The sequence below is a fragment of the Saccharothrix sp. NRRL B-16348 genome (assembly GCF_001280085.1).
In the GTDB taxonomy this organism is placed as follows: Bacteria; Actinomycetota; Actinomycetes; order Mycobacteriales; family Pseudonocardiaceae; genus Actinosynnema.
The window spans coordinates 87025-105537 of sequence record NZ_LGED01000113.1 but is presented as its reverse complement, the minus strand read 5'-3'; the positions used below and the strand labels follow the sequence as shown (position 1 = coordinate 105537).

General features: G+C 72.8%; 15 protein-coding genes and 1 pseudogene. 8 read left to right on the top strand and 8 right to left on the bottom strand.

Annotation, left to right across the window (positions count from 1 at the left end; all coding sequences use genetic code 11):
• Positions 1 to 211: 211 nt before the first annotated feature.
• Positions 212 to 796: pseudogene (locus ADK67_RS12030) on the bottom strand (DinB family protein).
• Positions 797 to 919: 123 nt separating this feature from the next.
• On the opposite strand from ADK67_RS12030, the gene ADK67_RS12025 reads away from it, so the two are divergent.
• The 4 genes from ADK67_RS12025 (at position 920) to ADK67_RS12010 (ending at position 5418) form a co-directional block, all read left to right on the top strand.
• Entirely contained in the window at positions 920 to 2245 is a 1326-nt protein-coding gene (locus ADK67_RS12025) for a hypothetical protein (RefSeq protein ID WP_053716585.1), read from the top strand.
• A 66-nt stretch (positions 2246 to 2311) separates the two neighbouring features.
• Entirely contained in the window at positions 2312 to 3547 is a 1236-nt protein-coding gene (locus ADK67_RS12020; protein WP_053716483.1) for an AAA family ATPase, read from the top strand.
• Positions 3544 to 4767, top strand: coding sequence for a vWA domain-containing protein (locus ADK67_RS12015; RefSeq protein ID WP_053716482.1), 1224 nt, complete (start codon positions 3544 to 3546; stop codon positions 4765 to 4767). Before ADK67_RS12020 ends, ADK67_RS12015 begins: the two co-directional genes overlap by 4 nt.
• A gap of 60 nt (positions 4768 to 4827) precedes the next feature.
• Positions 4828 to 5418 carry a DUF6518 family protein gene (locus ADK67_RS12010; protein ID WP_053716481.1) on the top strand — a complete coding sequence of 197 codons (591 nt, stop codon included), beginning with the start codon at positions 4828 to 4830 and terminating at the stop codon, positions 5416 to 5418.
• Positions 5419 to 5421: 3 nt separating this feature from the next.
• Here ADK67_RS12010 and ADK67_RS12005 read toward each other — a convergent pair whose 3' ends face one another.
• The 3 genes from ADK67_RS12005 to ADK67_RS11995 form a co-directional block, all read right to left on the bottom strand.
• Complete coding sequence (locus ADK67_RS12005) at positions 5422 to 6216, bottom strand: hypothetical protein (RefSeq protein WP_053716480.1); 795 nt, start codon at positions 6214 to 6216, stop codon at positions 5422 to 5424.
• Positions 6213 to 6743, bottom strand: coding sequence for a SigE family RNA polymerase sigma factor (locus ADK67_RS12000; RefSeq protein WP_053716479.1), 531 nt, complete (start codon positions 6741 to 6743; stop codon positions 6213 to 6215). Before ADK67_RS12000 ends, ADK67_RS12005 begins: the two co-directional genes overlap by 4 nt.
• Positions 6744 to 6884: 141 nt before the next feature.
• The gene (locus ADK67_RS11995) at positions 6885 to 9605 is read right to left on the bottom strand and encodes an RICIN domain-containing protein (RefSeq protein ID WP_082403403.1); all 2721 of its coding nucleotides are present in this window, start codon (positions 9603 to 9605) and stop codon (positions 6885 to 6887) included.
• A gap of 468 nt (positions 9606 to 10073) precedes the next feature.
• On the opposite strand from ADK67_RS11995, the gene ADK67_RS11990 reads away from it, so the two are divergent.
• Positions 10074 to 11165 carry a ricin-type beta-trefoil lectin domain protein gene (locus ADK67_RS11990; protein ID WP_053716583.1) on the top strand — a complete coding sequence of 364 codons (1092 nt, stop codon included), beginning with the start codon at positions 10074 to 10076 and terminating at the stop codon, positions 11163 to 11165.
• Between the two features lie 62 nt (positions 11166 to 11227).
• Here the strand turns inward: ADK67_RS11990 and ADK67_RS11985 are convergent, their stop codons facing one another.
• From ADK67_RS11985 to ADK67_RS11970, 4 genes are all read right to left on the bottom strand, one after another.
• Positions 11228 to 12286 carry an ABC transporter permease gene (locus ADK67_RS11985; RefSeq protein WP_053716478.1) on the bottom strand — a complete coding sequence of 353 codons (1059 nt, stop codon included), beginning with the start codon at positions 12284 to 12286 and terminating at the stop codon, positions 11228 to 11230.
• Entirely contained in the window at positions 12279 to 13784 is a 1506-nt protein-coding gene (locus tag ADK67_RS11980; RefSeq protein WP_053716477.1) for a sugar ABC transporter ATP-binding protein, read from the bottom strand. Before ADK67_RS11980 ends, ADK67_RS11985 begins: the two co-directional genes overlap by 8 nt.
• Positions 13785 to 13804: 20 nt before the next feature.
• The gene (locus tag ADK67_RS11975; protein WP_053716476.1) at positions 13805 to 14860 is read right to left on the bottom strand and encodes a sugar ABC transporter substrate-binding protein; all 1056 of its coding nucleotides are present in this window, start codon (positions 14858 to 14860) and stop codon (positions 13805 to 13807) included.
• A 114-nt stretch (positions 14861 to 14974) separates the two neighbouring features.
• The gene (locus tag ADK67_RS11970; protein ID WP_053716582.1) at positions 14975 to 16282 is read right to left on the bottom strand and encodes an enolase C-terminal domain-like protein; all 1308 of its coding nucleotides are present in this window, start codon (positions 16280 to 16282) and stop codon (positions 14975 to 14977) included.
• Positions 16283 to 16592: 310 nt separating this feature from the next.
• On the opposite strand from ADK67_RS11970, the gene ADK67_RS11965 reads away from it, so the two are divergent.
• From ADK67_RS11965 to ADK67_RS11960, 3 genes are read left to right on the top strand one after another with little or no spacing between them, the layout of a single operon-like run.
• Positions 16593 to 17300 (top strand): FadR/GntR family transcriptional regulator, encoded by a 708-nt coding sequence (locus tag ADK67_RS11965; RefSeq protein WP_053716475.1) that lies wholly within the window; start codon positions 16593 to 16595, stop codon positions 17298 to 17300.
• A 31-nt stretch (positions 17301 to 17331) separates the two neighbouring features.
• Complete coding sequence (locus tag ADK67_RS50725) at positions 17332 to 17487, top strand: hypothetical protein (RefSeq protein WP_157620184.1); 156 nt, start codon at positions 17332 to 17334, stop codon at positions 17485 to 17487.
• A complete protein-coding gene (locus ADK67_RS11960; RefSeq protein ID WP_053716474.1) occupies positions 17487 to 18458 on the top strand; it encodes an aldo/keto reductase in 972 nt (323 codons plus the stop codon). Before ADK67_RS50725 ends, ADK67_RS11960 begins: the two co-directional genes overlap by 1 nt.
• Positions 18459 to 18513: the final 55 nt, after the last annotated feature.

Sequence of the window (18513 nt, the reverse complement as noted above, 5' to 3'; positions counted from 1 at the left end):
CCGCTGACACCGGGCACGTCCTCGACGCCGACACCTGCACCTGGCGCTGCCCTTCGACGCCCACCGACCACCAGCCCGTGAGCACCGGCCCCTCGACGTCCGCCGACCACCGGGCGGCGCACCGCGTGGCCCCGCCGTCATCGCGGGCTGGCACGCAGTCCAGCGGCGATACGACCGCTGAAGTCCAGTACCAGCGCCAACGGCGTGGTGTTCAGCGCCGTTCGGCGGCAGCCCTCGCGGCTCGCTCGACCTCCGCGCGCCGGGCTTCCCGGAAGGCCGCGTCGTGCCGCGCGTTCGGCTGCCCGACCACCGTCCCGGTCGCGCCGTCGAACTGTTCGCGCAGGATGTCGGCGTGCCCGGCGTGCCGGCTGGTTTCGGTGAGCACGTGGACCAGGACGTTGAACAGCATCACGTCGGGACGTGGCTACCAGGGCACGTGGCCCGGTGCGTCGATGGCGAGCGCGGTGATCGTCGTGTCCGAGTGCGCCCAGACGCGCCGGTAGCGGGCGACGATCTCCTCACGCGTCTCGTGCTCGCTCGCCCACATGTCGGTGCCGCGTCGGCCGATGTCGTCCCAGCGGGGCAGGGGTTCGGGGAACGGTCGGCCGAAGACCTCGCCGAAGTACCGGGACTCCGACAGCGACAGGTGCTTGACCAGGCCGAGCAGGTTGGTCCCCGTCGAGGTCAGGGGACGGCGGACGTCGTACTCGCCGAGCCCGTCGAGCTTCCAGAGCACCGTCTCGCGGATTTCCCGCAGGTCGCCGAGCAGGTACTCCTTCGCGAAGTCGTCGATCACGAGCACGAGCCTGTCACCCACTTCCCGCGGGCTCAACCCGACCGCCGACGATCCTGGTACGCTGGCCGTGATGATCACCTTCTTGAGCAGATCGGGGGTTCCGTTCGCACAAGGTGAGTGCTGATGCGCCCCTTGACCGCGAACGAGAACGTCCGCCTCCTTGTCTGGTCGCACGTGCGCGAGTTCGCCGTGCCGACGTCCATGATCGAGTCAGCGACCGCCCGCCGGACGGTGGGCGACTGGGCCGGGGCCTGTGCCGCCGCCCGCGTCGACGTGGACCTGAACCTGCGCGCCCTGGGTCGCACCCACGGCAGGCAGTTCGCCGCACAGGTCCGCGCCGACCTCCGTCACCTCGCTCCCGACCTGCTGCGCTGGCACTTCCCGAGGATCGCTCCGGACGGCCTGGTGCGGCCCGGACTCACCGTCTCCCTGGCCCGGTACCCACCCACGGCCGACAGCGGCGGCCCGGTGCACCTCGTGGCGCGCACGCCGCCGGCGTGGGCGGCTGCCGGTCAGCGGATCGGCCTCGCGCTGTGGGAGCCCGCCCGGCCGGGGGACGGTGCCGGCCTGCACCCCCATCCCCGGCCCGACCGGCGGTTCCGCCTCGACCTGCACCGCCACCTGTGGGACGTGCGCAGGGCCGGTGAGCTGGGGGAGCGGTCCGGGGGCGGCGAACCCGCCCGGGAGCAGCTGAGCGGCTTCGCCGTGGACCGGTGGGCGGCGGAGGCGGCGTTGCTGCTGCGCGCGGACGGATGCGCGGACGGCGTCGTCACCGTGCGGCTCGGCACCCGGCGGCGGCTGGTGCTGGACGTGGGCACGGGCACGCTCACGGCGGCTCCTCCGCGAGGTGGCGGACGGGAGCGGCCCGTCCTGCCCGACGCCGCGATCCGCGTGCTCCCCGACCTGGAGCTGCTCCGCGCGGGGATGATCGACGCCGACCGGCTGCACCCGCTCGTCGCGTCGGCACTCGTACCCGACCACCGGCCCGCCGGCACCTCACGGGGTCCGGACACCAACCATGCGCGTCTCGTCGAGTGCCGTGGCGCCACGCACCGGATCGGCGTGGTGGACGGGGTGCTCGTCCCCTTGGACCACGACCCCGACGAGATCCGCCGCGAGGAGCTGCTGGTCGCGTTGGGCGGCACCGCGTTGCCGTGCCTGCGGGTGATCGACGTGGCACACCGGCAGCCGGAGTCCCTTGTGGACGTTCGCGCCCTGCTGGACCACGGCGACACCGCGGGCGCCCTCGCCGCCGTCGAAGAGCTGCTCGGACCGGACGTCCTGCTGCGCAGCGGCGCGTTGCGCGACGAGTTGGAGGAGGCGGTGCGTCGCCGGGTGGCCCACGGGCTGTTCCGGGCGGGCCTCGCCGGCTCCGGTCCGGGGCCTGCCTCCCGGGACACCCGCCGCCGTGACGTCCGGTCCCACCCGCGCCACGCGATTGCCCGCTGACCTCTTGTACTCCGCTCGTCCTCCCTGGCCGTCGCACGGCCTCGACCAGACCAAAGGTGATCGCCCATGCCTGCTGCCCTGGACACTTTCTCCGGAACGGCCCACGTCCGACCGCTGGACACCGCCGCTGCCCTGCTCGCCCTGCTGCGGGACACGACCACCGAACCGCGCGCCGACACCCAGCTGGAGGCGTTGACGCTGGCCGTGTCCGCCGATCTGCCCGTCCTGCTGTGGGGCGAGCCGGGCATCGGCAAGACCGCGGCCCTGAACCAGCTCGCCGACGCCCTCGAACTGCCGCTGACGACGGTGATCGCCAGCGTGCACGAGCCGTCCGACTTCGCCGGCCTGCCGGTGGTCGGTGACGATCCCGCGGTGCAGGGCGTGCCGATGGCGCCGCCCGACTGGGCCGTGCGCCTGGTCCGGGCCGGTCACGGGCTGCTGTTCCTCGACGAGCTGTCCACCGCGCCGCCCGCCGTCCAGGCGGCTTTGCTGCGCGTCGTGCTCGAACGCCGGATCGGCGCGCTGCGACTGCCGCCCGGTGTCCGGATCGTGGCCGCCGCGAACCCGCGTTCCTCCGCGGCCGATTGCTGGGAGCTGAGCCCACCGCTGGCCAACCGGTTCGTCCACCTGCGGTGGGCCCACGACCACGACGTCGTGGTGCGCGGGCTGGGCGGGACGTGGCCGAGGGCGGAGCTGCCGCGGCTGGACTCGGCGCGGCTGCCCGACGCCGTCGCGTTCGCCCGTCGGGCGGTGTGCGAACTCCTGGCCGCCCGTCCCGGGCTCGTGCACCAGTTGCCGAAGAACGAAGCTGGTCGCGGCGGTCCGTGGCCGTCACCGCGCAGTTGGGACATGGCGTTGCGGCTGATCGCGTTCGCCACCGCGGCGGGCGCCTCCCGTGACGTGCTGTCGATGCTGGTGCGGGGCACGGTGGGTGACGGGCCGGGCCTGGAGCTGCTGGCGAGCCTGGACCGGATGGACCTGCCGGACCCCGAGACGTTGCTCGCGGACCCGGCGGCGGCCGTCCTGCCCGAGCGCGGCGACCTGCGCCAGACGGTGCTCGACGGCGTGGTGGAGGCGGTGCGCAGGCGGCCGGACGAGTCCCGCTGGGACGCGGCGTGGTCACTGCTGGTCCTGGCGCTGGAGACCGGGGCGCCGGACCTGGTGGTCGTGCCGGCGGCCACGCTGGCCGCGCTGCGCCGTGACGACTGGCAGGTGCCGGCGGCGATCGAGCGGCTGGCCGGTGCGGTGTCGCTGTCACGGCGGGCGGACCGTGCGGCGGTCGGCGCGGGCGCCCGGCGATGACGCCGGGGAGCTTGGACGAGGAGAAGCTCTTCGCCGCCCGGTTGCACGCGGTCCGGAGCCGGCCGTACCTGGCGACGGCGTTGTTCGCGTTGCACGCCGTGGAGTCGCGGCGGGTGCCGACGATGGCGGTCGACCGGCACTGGCGCTGCTACGTCTCGGCGGCGTTCGTGGATCGCACCCCGTTGGAGGAGCTGGCCGGCGTGTGGGTGCACGAGGTCTCCCACCTGCTGCGCGACCACCACGGCCGCGGCGACCGGTTCGCGGCGAAGCACGGGCTGAGCGGGCCGGGCGAGCGGCTGCGGATGAACATCGCCGCGGACTGCGAGATCAACGACGACGTGTTCGGCGACGGGTTGGCCGAACCCGCGGGCGCCGTCCGGCCGGCTCTGCTCAGGCTGCCCGAGGGGGAGCTGATGGAGGACTACCTCCGCCAGTTCCGGCTCGGACCGCACACCGACGGGTTCGCCTGGCTGGACTGCGGCAGCGGCGCCGACGGGCTGGAACGCGACTGGGACCTGGGGCCGGACGGCGCCCACGGGCTCACCGCGGAGGAACGGGACGCCGTCCGGTTCCGGGTGGCGCAGGGCCTCAACGCCCACCCGGGCACCGCGCCGAAGGGCTGGCAGCGGTGGGCGCGGGAGGCGTTCCACCCGCCGCAGCCGTGGCGCGAGCTCCTGGGCGCGGCGGTCCGCTCGGCGGTGTCCGGCCCCGGTGTGGGCGAGGACTACACCTACGGCCGGCCCTCGCGCCGGTCGGCCGGCCTGCCCGGGGTGATCCTGCCGAGCCTGCGGCGCCGGCCGCCTCGGGTGTGCGTCATCGTGGACACCTCGGGGTCGGTGAGCGACGACGAGTTGGGCAGCGCGATCGTCGAGATCGCCGCGATCGCCCGCGCGGTGGGCGGCCGACGTGACCTCGTCTCGGTGATCTCGTGCGACGCCGCCGCCCACGTCACGCACCCGCTGTGCCGTGCCGAGGGGATCCCGCTGGTGGGCGGCGGCGGTACGGACCTGCGCAGCGGGTTCGCCAAGGCGCTGCGCGGCGGTTCCCGGCCCGACGTGATCGTCGCCCTGACCGACGGGCAGACGCCCTGGCCCGACGCCCGTCCGCCGTGCCGGACCGTCGTGGGCTTGTTCCCGAGGCCGGGGCGATCGGGCGAGGACGATCCCGACTACGTGCCGGACGCGCCACCCGCGTGGGCGCGGGTCGTCACGGTCGGCTGATGTCCCGGTGGGGGAGTGGAGTGTTCCGCGCCTCGGCCACGCGGTGGATACCCTGCCGGGATGAAGATCGCGGTGGGGTGCCTCGTGGCGGGGGCGGGCTACGGGGCGGCCACGTCGCTCGTCAACGCGCTGTCGTCGCCGTACGGGGACCTCGGCCGCCCGCTCGTGGGCACGGTCTGGGCCGCCGCAGCCAAGGTGCTCAGCCTGCTGATGGGCGTCGGCTGGGCGTGGGCCGCGTTGGCGGTGGCGCTGGGCCTGCTGGCCGGGACGTGGGCCCGGGGCGCGGTGGCCGGGGCGCTGGGGCTGGTCGCGGCCACGGTGGCGTACTACGTGACGGACTCCCTCGTCCTGGGCGACCCGCTCGCCTTGTACGCGACGGAGCTGGTCATGTGGTCGGTGGCGGGCCTGGTGCTCGGCTCGGTCCTGGGTGTGGTGGGAGCGGCGATCAGGCGGCCGGGGGTGATCGGCCTGCTCGCCGCGTTGACGGTGCCGGTGGGCGCCGCCGCGCAGGTGGTCGTCGTGCCGAGCCGGCCGCACCTCACCGCGACCTCGGCGATCGTGGTCGCCGAGGTCGTCGTCTGGGCGCTCGTCGTGCTCGGTGCCTGCTGGGCCGTCCTCCGGTTCCGGGCCGAGAGGCGTGCGGCCGTCTGATCATCACCCGGTGGTGAAGCCGCCCCGGACCTCGTGGGCGCCGTCGGCGGCCGTGCCCTGCGCGAGGTAGGTGTCGGTTTTGGCCTCCCGCTTGCCTTCGGGGTGGTTGTACTGGGCGGCGAAGACGTGGTCCCCGGCCGGTGCGGTGCGGCCCGGCTCGAGGTCCCAGCGGTAGACCAGGACGCCGTCGACCTCGTGCACGGTGATGGTGAAGTCGTCGCCCGGCCCGGTCTGCCACTGGCCGGTGCTCTGCACACCGCCGGTCTGGGCGATGCGCAGCTCCACGGTGAGCGAGGTGAGCGGCTGGGTGATCGTGAGGGCGAGCCTGCTCTGGGACCAGTAGACGTGGCTGTGCGGATCGATCGAGCCCTCCGACGACAGCGGCCCGTCGGTGAGCCGGTCGTCGGGCGGCGAAGCCGGGTTCGGATCCGTCGTCCGTCCCGCGGTCGTCCGGTCCGGCACGCCCTGTGCGGGCGGAGCCGCGCTGTCGGCGGTGCGAGCGGGGTCCGTGGAGCCGGTGGTGCCGCTCGGGGACGTGGCGATGGCGCTGGTCGCGCTGTCCGGGTTCGCCGGCGCGGTCCGCACGACGCCGGCGACGGTGAGCCCGGCGGTGGCCAGGATCCCGGCCGCGGCGACGCCGGCGAGCGCCACCTTCGGCCAGGACCGCGCGATGCCGGGCGCCCGTGGGCGGACGGCGGCGCCGGCCATGCCGCGCTGCACGCGGGCCAGCACCCGGGCGCGGTCGGGCTGGTGCGCCTCGGCGGCCTCCCGCAGTTGCCTGCTGATCTCCTCGTTCACCGACTCCTCCTCCCCGCCACCACGTCGCCGGCCGCGTGCGCACCGACGATCCGTGCCAACTCGGCCATCCCCTTCGAGGTCTGGCTCTTCACCGCGCCGACCGATATTCCCAGTGCCAGCGCGGTGTCCTTCTCCGACAGGTCGAAGGCGTGCCGGAGGACGACGCAGGCGCGCTTGCGGAACGGCAGCCGGTCCAAGGCCGCCCGCACGTCCACCACGGCGGCCACGTCCGGGTCCTGCGCCTGCTGCGGCCGTTGTGACCAGAACAGCGCGATCCGGCGGCGCTCGCGCACCGCGCCGCGGATCCGTTCCCGCGCCAGGTTCGCGACCACGCCGCGGGCGTAGGCGAGCGGGTGGTCGGCCTGGCGCAGCCGGTCCCAGCGCTGCCACAGGGCGATCAGGGCGTCGGCGGCCAGGTCGTCGGCCGCGTCCGCCTCGCCGGTCAGCAGGTAGCCGAGCCGGGACAGCTCGGCGTGGTGCCGCTGGAAGAAGGCGTGGAACTCCGCCGACGCGTCGTCAGGAGGCATGGCTCTCGGCTGCCCTCTCCCCACCCGTGTGCCGCCCCTCCGAGGCGGAAGCGGACCAGTGGCCGGTCACCGGACCCGGCTGCCGGACGCCCGGTCGGGCCGGCGCGAACGCCGGCCCGACGGACACGTCGCGTCCCGTGGTCAGGACGGTTCTCCGTACAGCACGCCGCGGCCGTTGGTGCCGACGTAGACCCGGCCGTACACCTCGGGGTCCCCGGTGATGACACCGCCGACGGCTCCGCCGAACTGGTTCCGGTCGTCGTTGATCCTCACCCAGGCGGCGCCGCCGTCGGTGGAGCGGAAGACCCCGCTGACGCCGTTCACCGTCCCGATCAGGTACAGGGCGTGGTAGCGGGCGCCGGGGGCGGCCTTGCCGAACCCGACGGAGTCGGCTCCCTGCACGCCGCCCACCTCCTGGAAGCTCACCCCGCCGTCGGTGGAGTGCGCGAGCCCGCCGCCGTCCGCGATCCACAGGTCGCCGGGGTTGCCGGGAGCCGCCTTGAGGCGTCCCCCGGGGAGGCCGCCGGCGCGGGCGGTGAAGCTCCGGCCGCCGTCGGTGCTGGCGAACAACTTGCCGCGGCTGAGCGCGTAGAACGTGCCCGCCGTGGCGCGGTCGGCCACGACCGCGGTGCCCGCGGGCAGGCCCGAGGACGCCATCCAGGTCTTGCCCCGGTCCGTGGAGACGTGGGGCACCTGCCCCGCCGCGGTCCACACCAGGACGCCGCCGTCCGCCGAGATCGCCACCGTGCCGCCGCCCGCCGCGCTCACCGGCGCACCGGCGAACGGCGTCCAGGTCGCGCCGCCGTCCGTGGAGTAGGCGCCGCGCTCTTCGCCGCTGTAGCCGACGCGCACCACGACGTTCGGCTTGGCCTGCGCGAAGTCGATGCCGGTCGTGTTGCTGAAGCGCGGCCCGGACGACGCCGCGGCCGGCACCTCGTCCAGGTCGTCGTGGCGGAAGCCGCCGATGTCGCCGAGCGCGCTGACCAGCTTGCCGCCGGGCGGCGCGACCAGGCCGAGGACCGCGGTCTCCTCCAGTCCCTTCACCGGGACCGTCCAGTGCGTGTCGCCACTGCGGTCCGCCGCGGTCACGTCCCGGCTGGCCCACAGACCCGCCCCGGTGCCGTACAGGACGTGCCCGGAGTCGAACGGGTCGATGGCCAGCGCGCCCATCCAGTGGCCGATGCCGGTGCCGACGTACGGCGCCGCGGACGCGTCCCGCACCGACGTGGCGCCGAGCGCCTTCCAGGTGCCGCCGCCGTCGGTGGAGCGGAACAGCTCGTCGGACGGCCACCAGCGGTCGAGGGTGGTGACCATCACCGTGGACGGGCGTTGCGGGTCCACGGCCAGCCCGGCGTAGCCGAAGCCGGTGCCGGGGATCGGCGAGATGTCCTGCCAGGCGCCGCCGGCCGGCGTGTGCTTCCACACCGAACCGGCCTTCACGCCGTTCGGGCCGGGGGCGTCGGTGTAGGTGACGTACAGCGAACCGTCACCGGACAGGACACCGTGGTGCGGCAACTGACCGGTGGGCTGACCGGGCACGGCCTGCCAGGTGCCGCCGCCGTCGGTCGAGCGGTACAGCGAGGTCGTCTTGTCGGCGACGCCCACGTAGATAGTCCTGCTGCCGGCGGGCCCGAACGTCACGAAGGACAGGCCGACCCCGCTGCTGCCGCCGTCCTTGACGGGGAAACCGGCGTCCTGGCTCCACGTCACGCCGTGGTCGGTGCTGCGCCACAGCCCGTTCTTGCGGGTGCCCAGGTAGAGGGTGCCGTGGTCGGCGGGGTCGATCGCGAGCCGCTCGCCCATGGACCGGCCGTCCTCGTTGGCGCCCAGCTTGAACGGCAGGTCGGTGCGCTGGAACGTCCTGCCCTGGTCGGTGGACCGCAGGAGCGCGCCGTTGCCCGCCCAGTCGTTGGTGTAGGTGCCGGTCGCGAGGTACAGGCGATCGGGGTCGACCGGGTCGGTCGCCACGCTCTCGATGCCCATCAGGTTCCAGTCCTCGGCCCAGTCGGTCAGCGGGACCCAGTGGCCGGCCCCGCCGTCCCAGCGGTACGCGCCACCGACGTCCGTGCGCGCGTACAGCAAGTCCTTGCGGCTGGTGTTGAAGGCGAAGCCGGTGACGAAGCCGCCGCCCGCGATCTGGACGTTGCGCCAGGCGTAGCCGTTCTTGCCGGTCTCCGGCTCGGCCGGTGTGGACGGCGCGGGGGAGGTGCTGCGGGAAGGCTTCGGCACGTGGGCCGTCGCGGGCGCCGAAGGCTTGGCGACGGCGTCCGCCCGCGCCAGCTTCCAGTGCTGGTCGGCGCTGCCCCGGTCGGGGGACTGGACGACCGCTCGGCCGTCGGAGCCGTCGTTCACGCACAGGACCAGGCCGCTGTCGCGCGAGACGATCTTCACCGCCCCGCCGCCGACGTCGGTGAGCTTCCACTGCTGGGTGGTGGCGCCGGTGTCCGACTGCTGCTCGACGTTGGCCGGCGCCGTCGAGGCGTTCGGCACACCCAGGACCTTCCCGCTGTTGTGGTTGACCAACTGGTGGTAGCCGCCGTCCACGGGCTGCAACCGCCACTGCTGGCTCGCGGCACTGGCGGCGACCGCCTCCTGCTGGATCCGGACGCCGTCCGCGTCGTCCGCGCCGGCCACGTCCAGCGCGTTGCCGTTGTGCACGGAGACGAGCTGGTAGTAGGCGGCGGCGTCGACCGTCACCGCCTCCGGGTCGTCCCGCACGAACAGCAGGTAGGGACCGAAGAACGCCGCCACGCCCAGCGTCACGGCGATCGCCGTCCAACGCCCGCGGTGACGCCCGCGTCCGCGCGGCACCGCGCCACCTCTCCGGCGCACGCGCCGGCCGGCGGACTCGGTCTCACTCATAGCAGCACTCCTCGACTCCGCCGTGCCTCGCGCACGGCTCAGGGCGGCGCCACGGCGCCCGAGCACGCCGCGCGACACGCGGCGGTCGGGACCGGGCAACCCGGCGTTGGGTCCTCTTCGGATCTGCCCACTGGTTGCCGCCGCGCCCGGAAAGGTTTCCGCCCGGTCCGAGATTTTTTGAGCCGATGGCCTCGGGGCCGACGCCCTGGTGGACGGAACCGGAGTCGGCAGGGGTCGATGGCCGGCGCCTGGCGGTGCCCGCCGAAAGATGTGAACGCTAACGTCACGGCCAGGTGATCGCAAGCGGGGCGTCCTATCAAGACGATGGAACGTGTCAAACGCTGGTGTCGCGATGAGAAATGGGTGTCAGCGCAACCGTCTCAGGTGGACTCGATCCTTGACACGACCCTGCCGCGACCCATCAATGTTAGCGCTAACGCAACATTGTCGCGGAGCAGGGAGAACATGATGCGAGTAAGGACACGGCGGCTCATCGCCTGCGCCGCCGGGTTGATCGCCGCCACGCTGCTGCCCACCGCGCCGGCGGCCGCGGAGTCCAACGGCGGCACGCGGGTCATGCCGCTGGGTGACTCGATCACCGAGGGGACGCAGGTGCCGGGCGGCTACCGCATCGGGTTGTGGCAGCGGTTCGGGGGCGGGAACTACCGCGTGGACTTCGTCGGCGCGGAGTTCAACGGTCCGGAGTCGTTGGGCGACCACGACCACGAGGGGCACCCGGGCTGGCGCATCGACCAGATCGACGCGAACGCCGTCACCTGGCTGCGCAACACCAACCCGCGCACCGTGCTGCTGCACATCGGGACCAACGACGTGCTTCAGAACTTCGACCTGGCCAACGCGCCCGCTCGTCTGTCGGCCCTGGTCGACAAGATCACCGCGACCGTGCCGAACGCCGACGTGTTCGTCGCGACGATCATCCCGCTGGCCAACGCCGGGCAGGAGTCCGCCGCCCGGACCTTCAACGCCACGATCCCGGGCATGGTGCAGAGCAAGGCCAACGCGGGCAAGCGCGTGCGCCTGGTCGACATGCACGCCGCGCTCACCACCGCCGACCTGATCGACGGCGTCCACCCGACCGCCACCGGCTACGACAAGATGGCCACGGCCTGGTACAACGCGCTGCGCGCCGTGCCCGGCAGCATCGGCGACCCCGTCGCGGGCAGGCAGATCGTCGGCGTGCCGTCGGGCCGTTGCACGGACGTGCCGGGGGCGACCACCACCAACGGCACGCGGGTCCAGCTGTGGGACTGCCACGGCGGCGCCAACCAGAACTGGACCCACACCTCGGGCAGGCAGCTGGTGGTCTACGGCACGAAGTGCCTGGAAGCCTCCGGCTGGGGTTCGGCCGACGGCACCCCGGTGGCGATCTGGGACTGCCACGGCGGCGCCAACCAGCAGTGGAACGTCAACGCCGACGGCACGATCACCAACGCGCTGTCCAACCTGTGCCTGGACGCGAACGGCTGGGGTTCCGCCAACGGCACCCAGCTCGTCCTGTGGTCCTGCACGGGCCAGGGCAACCAGCAGTGGAGGTCCTGACCCCGGTCGGGTGATATCGGGGCCGCCCAGCGCCGTGGAAACGCGCCGGGCGGCCCCGACAACTATTCCTGGGCCTTGCCTCCGGTGACGCGGGACAGCGCGAGGGCGATGAGGATGATCGTGCCGTTGAGGGCGCCGATCCACTGCGCGGGCACGCCGCCGAGCGTGAGCACGTTCTGGATCATGAACAGCAGCAGGATGCCGGTGAAGGCGCCGAACATCGTGCCCTTGCCGCCGTTGAGGCTGATGCCGCCGATGACGGCCGCGGCGAACACGGTGAAGATGTAGCCGTTGCCCTGGCCGGAGGCGACCGAGGCCAGCCGGCCGGACAGCAGCAGGCCGCCGACGGCCGCGAGCAGGCTGGCGGTGACGATGACGATCCAGAGCACCCGGTCGGTGCGGATGCCGGCCGCCTTCGACGCGTCGACGTTGCCGCCGATCGCGTAGAGGGAGCGGCCGAAGCTGGTGAAGCCGAGGACCACGATGCCGATCGCGAACAGGATCAGGCACAGCCACACCGACGCGGGCACGCCGAGCCACTGCGTCGTGCCCAGGTAGAGCATCGACTCCGGGAGGCGGAAGAACGTCTGCCCGCCGGAGATGCCGGTGAGGATGCCGCGCAGCACGATCAGCATGCCCAGCGTCACGATGAAGCCGTGCAGCCCGAACCGGATGATGAACAGGGCGTTGACGACGCCGATCAGGACGCCGACGGCCAGGGTGATGGGCACCGACCAGCCGCCCGGCAGCAGACCCAGTCCGTGACCGGTGCCGACGGGCACGGTGAGCCAGGCGGCGACGCCGGGCGCGAGGCCGACGGTGGACTCCAGCGAGAGGTCCATCTTCTTCACGATCAGGACCAGCGTCTGGGCCAGGACCAGGACGGCGATCTCCGACATCGTCTGCAGGATGTTGATCAGGTTGTCGGCTTGCAGGAACACCGGGCTGACCAGTTGGCCGACGATCGCGATCACGATGATCGCGGGGATGAGCGCCAGGTCGCGCAGGCGGGCGAAGGCGATCCGCCGCCCACCGGCGGGCTTGGCGGACGGGCGCTTCCCGGCCGGATCACCCGTCGAGCCGTCGCCGGTGACCGCGGCCGCGGTCGTGGTCTCAGGCATCGAGGTCCACTCCTTCCATCGCGGCCACGAGCTGGTGGTCGTGCCAGCCGCGGGCGGTCTCGGCGACCACGCGGCCCTGGAACACCACCAGGACCCGGTCGCACATGCGCAGGTCGTCGAGTTCGTCGGAGGCGATGAGCACGCCGGTGCCTGCTTCGGCGATCTCCTCGACCTTGGCGAGGAGGAACTCCTTGGACCGCACGTCGACGCCGGCGGTCGGGTTGATCAGCACCAGCACCTTGGCGTCGTTGGCCAGCGCCCGCGCCATGACGACCTTCTGCTGGTTGCCGCCGGAGAGCCCGGACACGGGCAGCTCCGGTCCCGGCGTCTTGATCGCCAGGTTGTCGATCATGGCTCGGGCGAAGGCGTCCCGGCGGCGGCCGTCGATGAAACCCGCGCGGCCGAGCCGTTCCGGGATGGTCAGGGTTCCGTTGTCCGCGATGGACATCTCCGGCACGAGGCCCTGCCGGTGCCGGTCCTGCGGGACGAACCCGGCGCCCGCTTTCAGCGCGGCGGGCACGCTTCCTGGCCGTGGCCGGGAGCCCGCGATCTCCACCGTGCCGCGGACGGCCGCGCGCAACCCGACGACGGTCTCCGCGATCTCGATGCGGCCGCTGCTCGCCGCGCCGGCGAGACCGACGACCTCGCCCGCGCGGACGCGGAACGACACGTCCTCGTACGCGCCGGGCAGGGCCGCGTCGTCGACCTTGAGCACGTCCGCGGCGTCCGGCGACGGTCCGCGCCGTCGACTGCCCGCTTCCGCCGCCGCCTCGCCGGTCATCGCCGCGACCAGCTCGGACCGCGGCAGCTCGTCCACCGCGGCGGTCAGGATGTGCCTGGCGTCGCGGAACACCGTCACCGCGTCGCAGATCTCGTAGATCTCCTGGAGGTGGTGGCTGATGAACAGGAAGGTGACGCCCTGGCGCTGGAGGTCGTTGATCCGGGTGAACAACCGGGAGATGGCGGCGGCGTCGAGTTGGGCGGTGGGCTCGTCCAGGATGATGAAACGCGCTCCGAACGACAGCGCCCGGGCGATCTCCACGAACTGCCGCTGCTCGACGTCGAGCTCGCGCGCGGGGGTGCGCACGTCGACGTCGACCGACCACGTGTCCAGCAGGTCCCTCGCCTTGGCGCGCACCGTCTTCCAGCTGATCAGCCCGCCGGCGCCGCGGTCGTGCCGGTTGAGGAAGAGGTTCTCGGCGACGGTCAGCTCGGGGATGATCGTGGACTTCTGGTAGACGCACGCCACCCGCTGCCGCCAGGCGTCGCGGTCGGCGAGGCGCGGCGCGGGCTCGCCGCCGAACGTCACCGAGCCCGCGTCCGCCGGCTGGAGCCCGGTGAGGATGGACACCAGCGTCGACTTGCCCGCACCGTTGCGCCCGACCAGGGCGTGGGTCTGCCCGGCGTCGATCCTGATCGACGCCTCGTGCAGGGCCACCGTGGACCCGAACCGCTTCGTTATCCCCGTCGCCTCGGCGACGGGCGCAGTCGTGGACATCTCGCGTCTCGCCCTTCCGATCAGCCGAGCTTGTTGCCCCACAAGGACTGGTCGTCGCTCTTGAGGCTGGGGACGCCGTCGTAGGTGCCGCCGTCGGACGTCACCAGGGGAGCGGAGAGCTGGTCCTCCAGCACGCCGTCGCGGACCTGGATGATGGTGCTGTCGTGGTCGGTCTTGCCCGGGGCGAACGTCTTGCCGTCGATCGCGGCCTTGAGGTAGTGCAGGGCGTACTTGGCGTAGAGGTCGGCCGGCTGGGAGACGGTGGCGTCGATCTTGCCCTCGGCGATGCTGGTGAGCTCTTCGGGGATGCCGTCGTTGGAGACCACGAAGACGTGCTTGGGGTCCTCCGGCCCGACCAGCAGGTCCTTCTGCTTGAGCACCTGGAGGGTGCCGGCGAGGGCGAAGCTGGACTGCATGTACACGCCCTTGATGTCCGGGTGGGCGGTGAGGTCGGTCTGGAGCTTCTGCGCGGCGACCGCGCCGTCCCAGTTCGTGGCCTCGCCGAAGACCGTGATGTCCGGGTAGTTGGCCTTCATGCAGTCGTTGAACGCCTCGGTGCGGTCGCGGCCGTTGATCGAGGCGAGGTCGCCCTGGAGCATCACGACCTTGCCCTTGCCGCCGAGCTTGGCGCCGAGGAAGCGGCACGCCTTCTCGCCGTAGGCGCGGTTGTCGGCCCGGACCACCATGTACACGTTCCCGGTGTCGGGTCGGGTGTCCACGGTGACGACCGGGATCTTCTTCGCGGCCAGCTGGTCCAGGGTGGGCGCGATGGCCGCGGTGTCCTGCGGCGCCATCGCGACGCCCTTGACGCCCTGGCTGATGAACGTCTGCGCGTTGGCGGTGAGCTTGGCGACGTCGTTCTGCGAGTTGGTGGTCTTCAGCTCGAGGCCGAGTTCCTTCGCGAACTCGGGGCTGTACTTGATGTAGGAGTTCCAGAAGTCGGTGTCGGACCGGGGGTAGTCGACGCCGACCACCGGTCCGCCTGCTCCCGATCCGGCGTCCGGGCCGGCGCAGGCGCTGAGCACGGCGGCGACGACGACGGAAGCGGCGAGGCGGGCGCGGGTCTTGGTCTGCACGGCGGGTCTCCTAGCGTGCGGTGTGGTGCGGGGAGCCGGAGGCTGCGGTCGTGGTGCGGTGACGGGTGCGCAGGCCGCTCGTGCCGCCGTCGACGGCGGCCGGTTCGGGCGCGGTCATGCGGTGGCCTGCCGGTTCCAGACGGGCCCGTCGGGGAAGCGGTGGGCGGCGATGGACGCGGGGTGCAGTTCGGCGCTGATGCCGGGCGCGGTGGGGGCGAGGTAGTGGCCGCGGCGGATCCGCACCGGGTCGGTGAAGTGCTCGTGCAGGTGGTCGACGTACTCGATGACGCGGTCCTCGGTCGTTCCGCTGACGGCCACGTAGTCGAACATAGCCAGGTGCTGGACCATCTCGCACAACCCGACGCCGCCCGCGTGCGGGCAGACGGGGATGCCGAACTTGGCGGCCAGCAACAGGATGGCGACGTTCTCGGTGACGCCTGCGGTGCGGCTGGCGTCGAGTTGCAGGATGTCGAGAGCACCCGCTTGGAGCAGTTGCTTGAACATCACCTGGTTGTGCGTGTGCTCGCCGGTGGCGACCTTGACCGGCGTCAGCGCCCGGCGGATGGCGGCGTGGCCGAGGATGTCGTCGGGCGACGTGGGCTCCTCGATCCAGTACGGGTCGTACGGCAGGAGCGGGGCCATCCAGTCGATCGCCTGCCGCACGCCCCACGCCTGGTTGGCGTCGACGGCGATCCTGATGTCCGGTCCGACCGCTTCGCGGGCCAGGCGCAGGCGGCGCACGTCGGCCTCGGGGTCCGCGCCGACCTTCAGCTTGATCTGGGTGAACCCGTCGGCGACGGCTTCCTCGGACAGGCGCACGAGTTTCTCGTCGTCGTAGCCGAGCCAACCCGGTGTCGTGGTGTAGGCGGGGTAGCCGTGCTCCAGGAGGTGCGCGGCGCGTTCGGCGCGGCCGGGTTCGGCGCGGCGGAGGATGTCGAGCGCCTCGTCGCGGGTGAGCGCGTCGTCGAGGTAGCGGAAGTCGACGAGGTCGACCAGCTGCTCGGGGGACAGCTCGGAGAGCAGTTGCCAGACCGGCTTCTGCTCGCGCCGCCCGTACAGGTCCCAGACGGCGTTGACGATGGCGGCGGCGGCCATGTGGATGGCGCCCTTCTCGGGGCCGAGCCAGCGCAGTTGGCTGTCACCGGTCAGCCTCCGCGAGAACGCGCCCAGGTCGCCGAGCACCTCGTCCACGGGCAGACCGAGGACCAGCGGGGCCAGCGCCCGGACCGCGGCGACCTCGACGTCGTTGCCCCGTCCCACGGTGAACGCGAGCCCGTGGCCCGCGGCGCCGTCGCTGGTGCGGATGGTGACGTAGGCGGCCGAGTAGTCGGGCTCGGGGTTCATCGCGTCGGAGCCGTCGAGTTCGAGCGACGTCGGGAACCGCACGTCGACCGCGTCGACGGCGGTGATCAGCTCAGTCATCGTGCCCGGCACTTCCGGGTCGAGCGGCCAGGCGTTGGTTCGACGGCATGGCAACCACCCCTCGTCGTGTGTCGCTGGCATGTCCGCGGTGCGACGAATCACGCCTGGACATGGGATGGATTTATAGGTTGCCCGCAGGCTGATGTCCAGACCGGACGGCCAATTGGGTCAGGGAGATCCGCGTCTTGGCTGGTGATGGCAGTCTTCTGGTCGCCTGCCGCTTCGGCGATACATCCCATCTCTTTCCCGGAGGTGGGATGTATTGCTAGCCTGCCCCGGCGCGCCCGCCACTTCCCGGGAGAACCACCGAATGTCACTGACCGACCAGGCGATAGACCGCATCAGGGACATGATCCAGTCGGGTGAGCTGCCACCGGGGTCCAAACTCCCGCCGGAGCAGCAGTTGGCCGCCGAGCTGGGCCTGTCGCGGAACCTGATGCGGGAGGCGGTCAAGGCGCTCGTGGTCGCACGGGTGCTGGAGATCCGGCGGGGCGACGGCACCTACGTGACCAGCCTGGAGCCGGAGGTGCTGCTCGGCAGCATCGCGTCCGCGGTGGCGCTGCTCCGCGGCGACACGCTGTTGGAGCTGACCGAGGTGCGCAGGCTGTTCGAGCCGGTCGCCACCGGGCTCGCCGCCACCCGCATCTCCGCGGCGGAACTCGCCGAGGTCGAGCGCCACCTCCACGCCATGCGCATGGCCCGTGACGACGTGGAGCTGCTGAACAAGCACGACGCCGCGTTCCACCGGGCGGTCGTGGCCGCCACCGGCAACGCCACGCTGACCACCCTGCTCGAAGGCATCTCCGGCCCCACCGTCCGCGCCCGGGTCTGGCGCGGGTTGGTAGACGACAACGCGGCGAGCCGCACCCTGGCCGAGCACGAGGCGATCTACCACGCCCTGGTCGACCGGGACTCCACCCTCGCGCAGGCCGCCGCCCTCGTGCACATCAGCACCACCGAGCGCTGGCTGCGCGAGCACGTGGACCGGGACGCCGACCTCCGGCCAGCCGGCCGGTAGCACCCGACGTGCCCGCGGTGAGGAGAACCCGATGAGACTGCTGCGCGTGGGCCCGGCGGGCGCGGAACCGCCCGCCGTCCTGGACGCCCACGCCGTCGCCCACGACCCGACCCCGCTGACGGCCGACATCGACGGCGCGTTCCTGGCGGTCGGCGGCGTGTTGCCCGTCGTCGACGGGCAGGCCTGATGACGACGCCGTGGTTCGCCGAACGGGTGCCGCTCGGCCGCTCCGGCGTCACCGTTACCCGGCTCGGCCTGGGCACCGCGCCGCTGGCCGGGTTGTACTCGGCGGTCGCCGAGGAGCAGGCCGCCGCCACGCTGGAGACGGCGTGGGAGGCGGGCATCCGCTACTTCGACACCGCACCCCACTACGGCGCGGGACTGGCCGAACGGCGCCTCAACCCGTTCCTGGCCGCCCGACCCCGTGCGGAGTTCACCGTGTCGACCAAGGTCGGTCGGCTGCTGGTGCCGGGTGAGGCACCGGCGGGCGGCGAGGGCTTTCCCGACGAGCAGGGCGTGGTGCGGGTGCGCGACTACAGCGCCGAAGGGATCTACCGGTCGCTCTCGGAGAGCCTGGAGCGGTCCGGCCTGGACACCTTCGAGATCGTGCTGATCCACGACCCGGACCACCACTGGGAGGAGGCGGTCACGGGGGCGTACCCGGCGCTGGAGCGGCTGCGCGCCGAGGGCGCGGTGCGGGCGATCGGCGCGGGCATGAACCAGACCGCGATGCTCACCCGGTTCGTCGCCGAGACCGACGTCGACTGCGTGCTCGTGGCCGGCCGGTACTCCCTGCTGGACCGCGGCGCGGCCGACGACCTGCTGCCGCTGTGCGAGCGGCGGCAGGTGGGCGTCATCGTCGGCGGTGTCTTCAACAGCGGCATCCTCGCGAACCCGGCCCCCGGCGCGACCTACGACTACGCACCCGCGTCGGACGACGTGTGGCGGCGCGTCCGGGCCCTGGCCGAGCGCTGCGCCGCCCACGGCGTCCCGCTGGCCGCCGCCGCGCTGCGGTTCCCGCTGCGGCACCCGGCGGTGACCAGCGTCGTCGTCGGCGCCCGAAGCGCGCGGGAAGTCACCGAGAACACCGCGCACGCCGCTACGGTGATCACGGACGCGCTGTGGGCGGAACTCGACGCGCTGGAGGCGGCGACGTGATCTTGCGCGAAGACGGCACGCGCGCGCCTGCCCTCGTCGCGCAAGGAGGATGAAC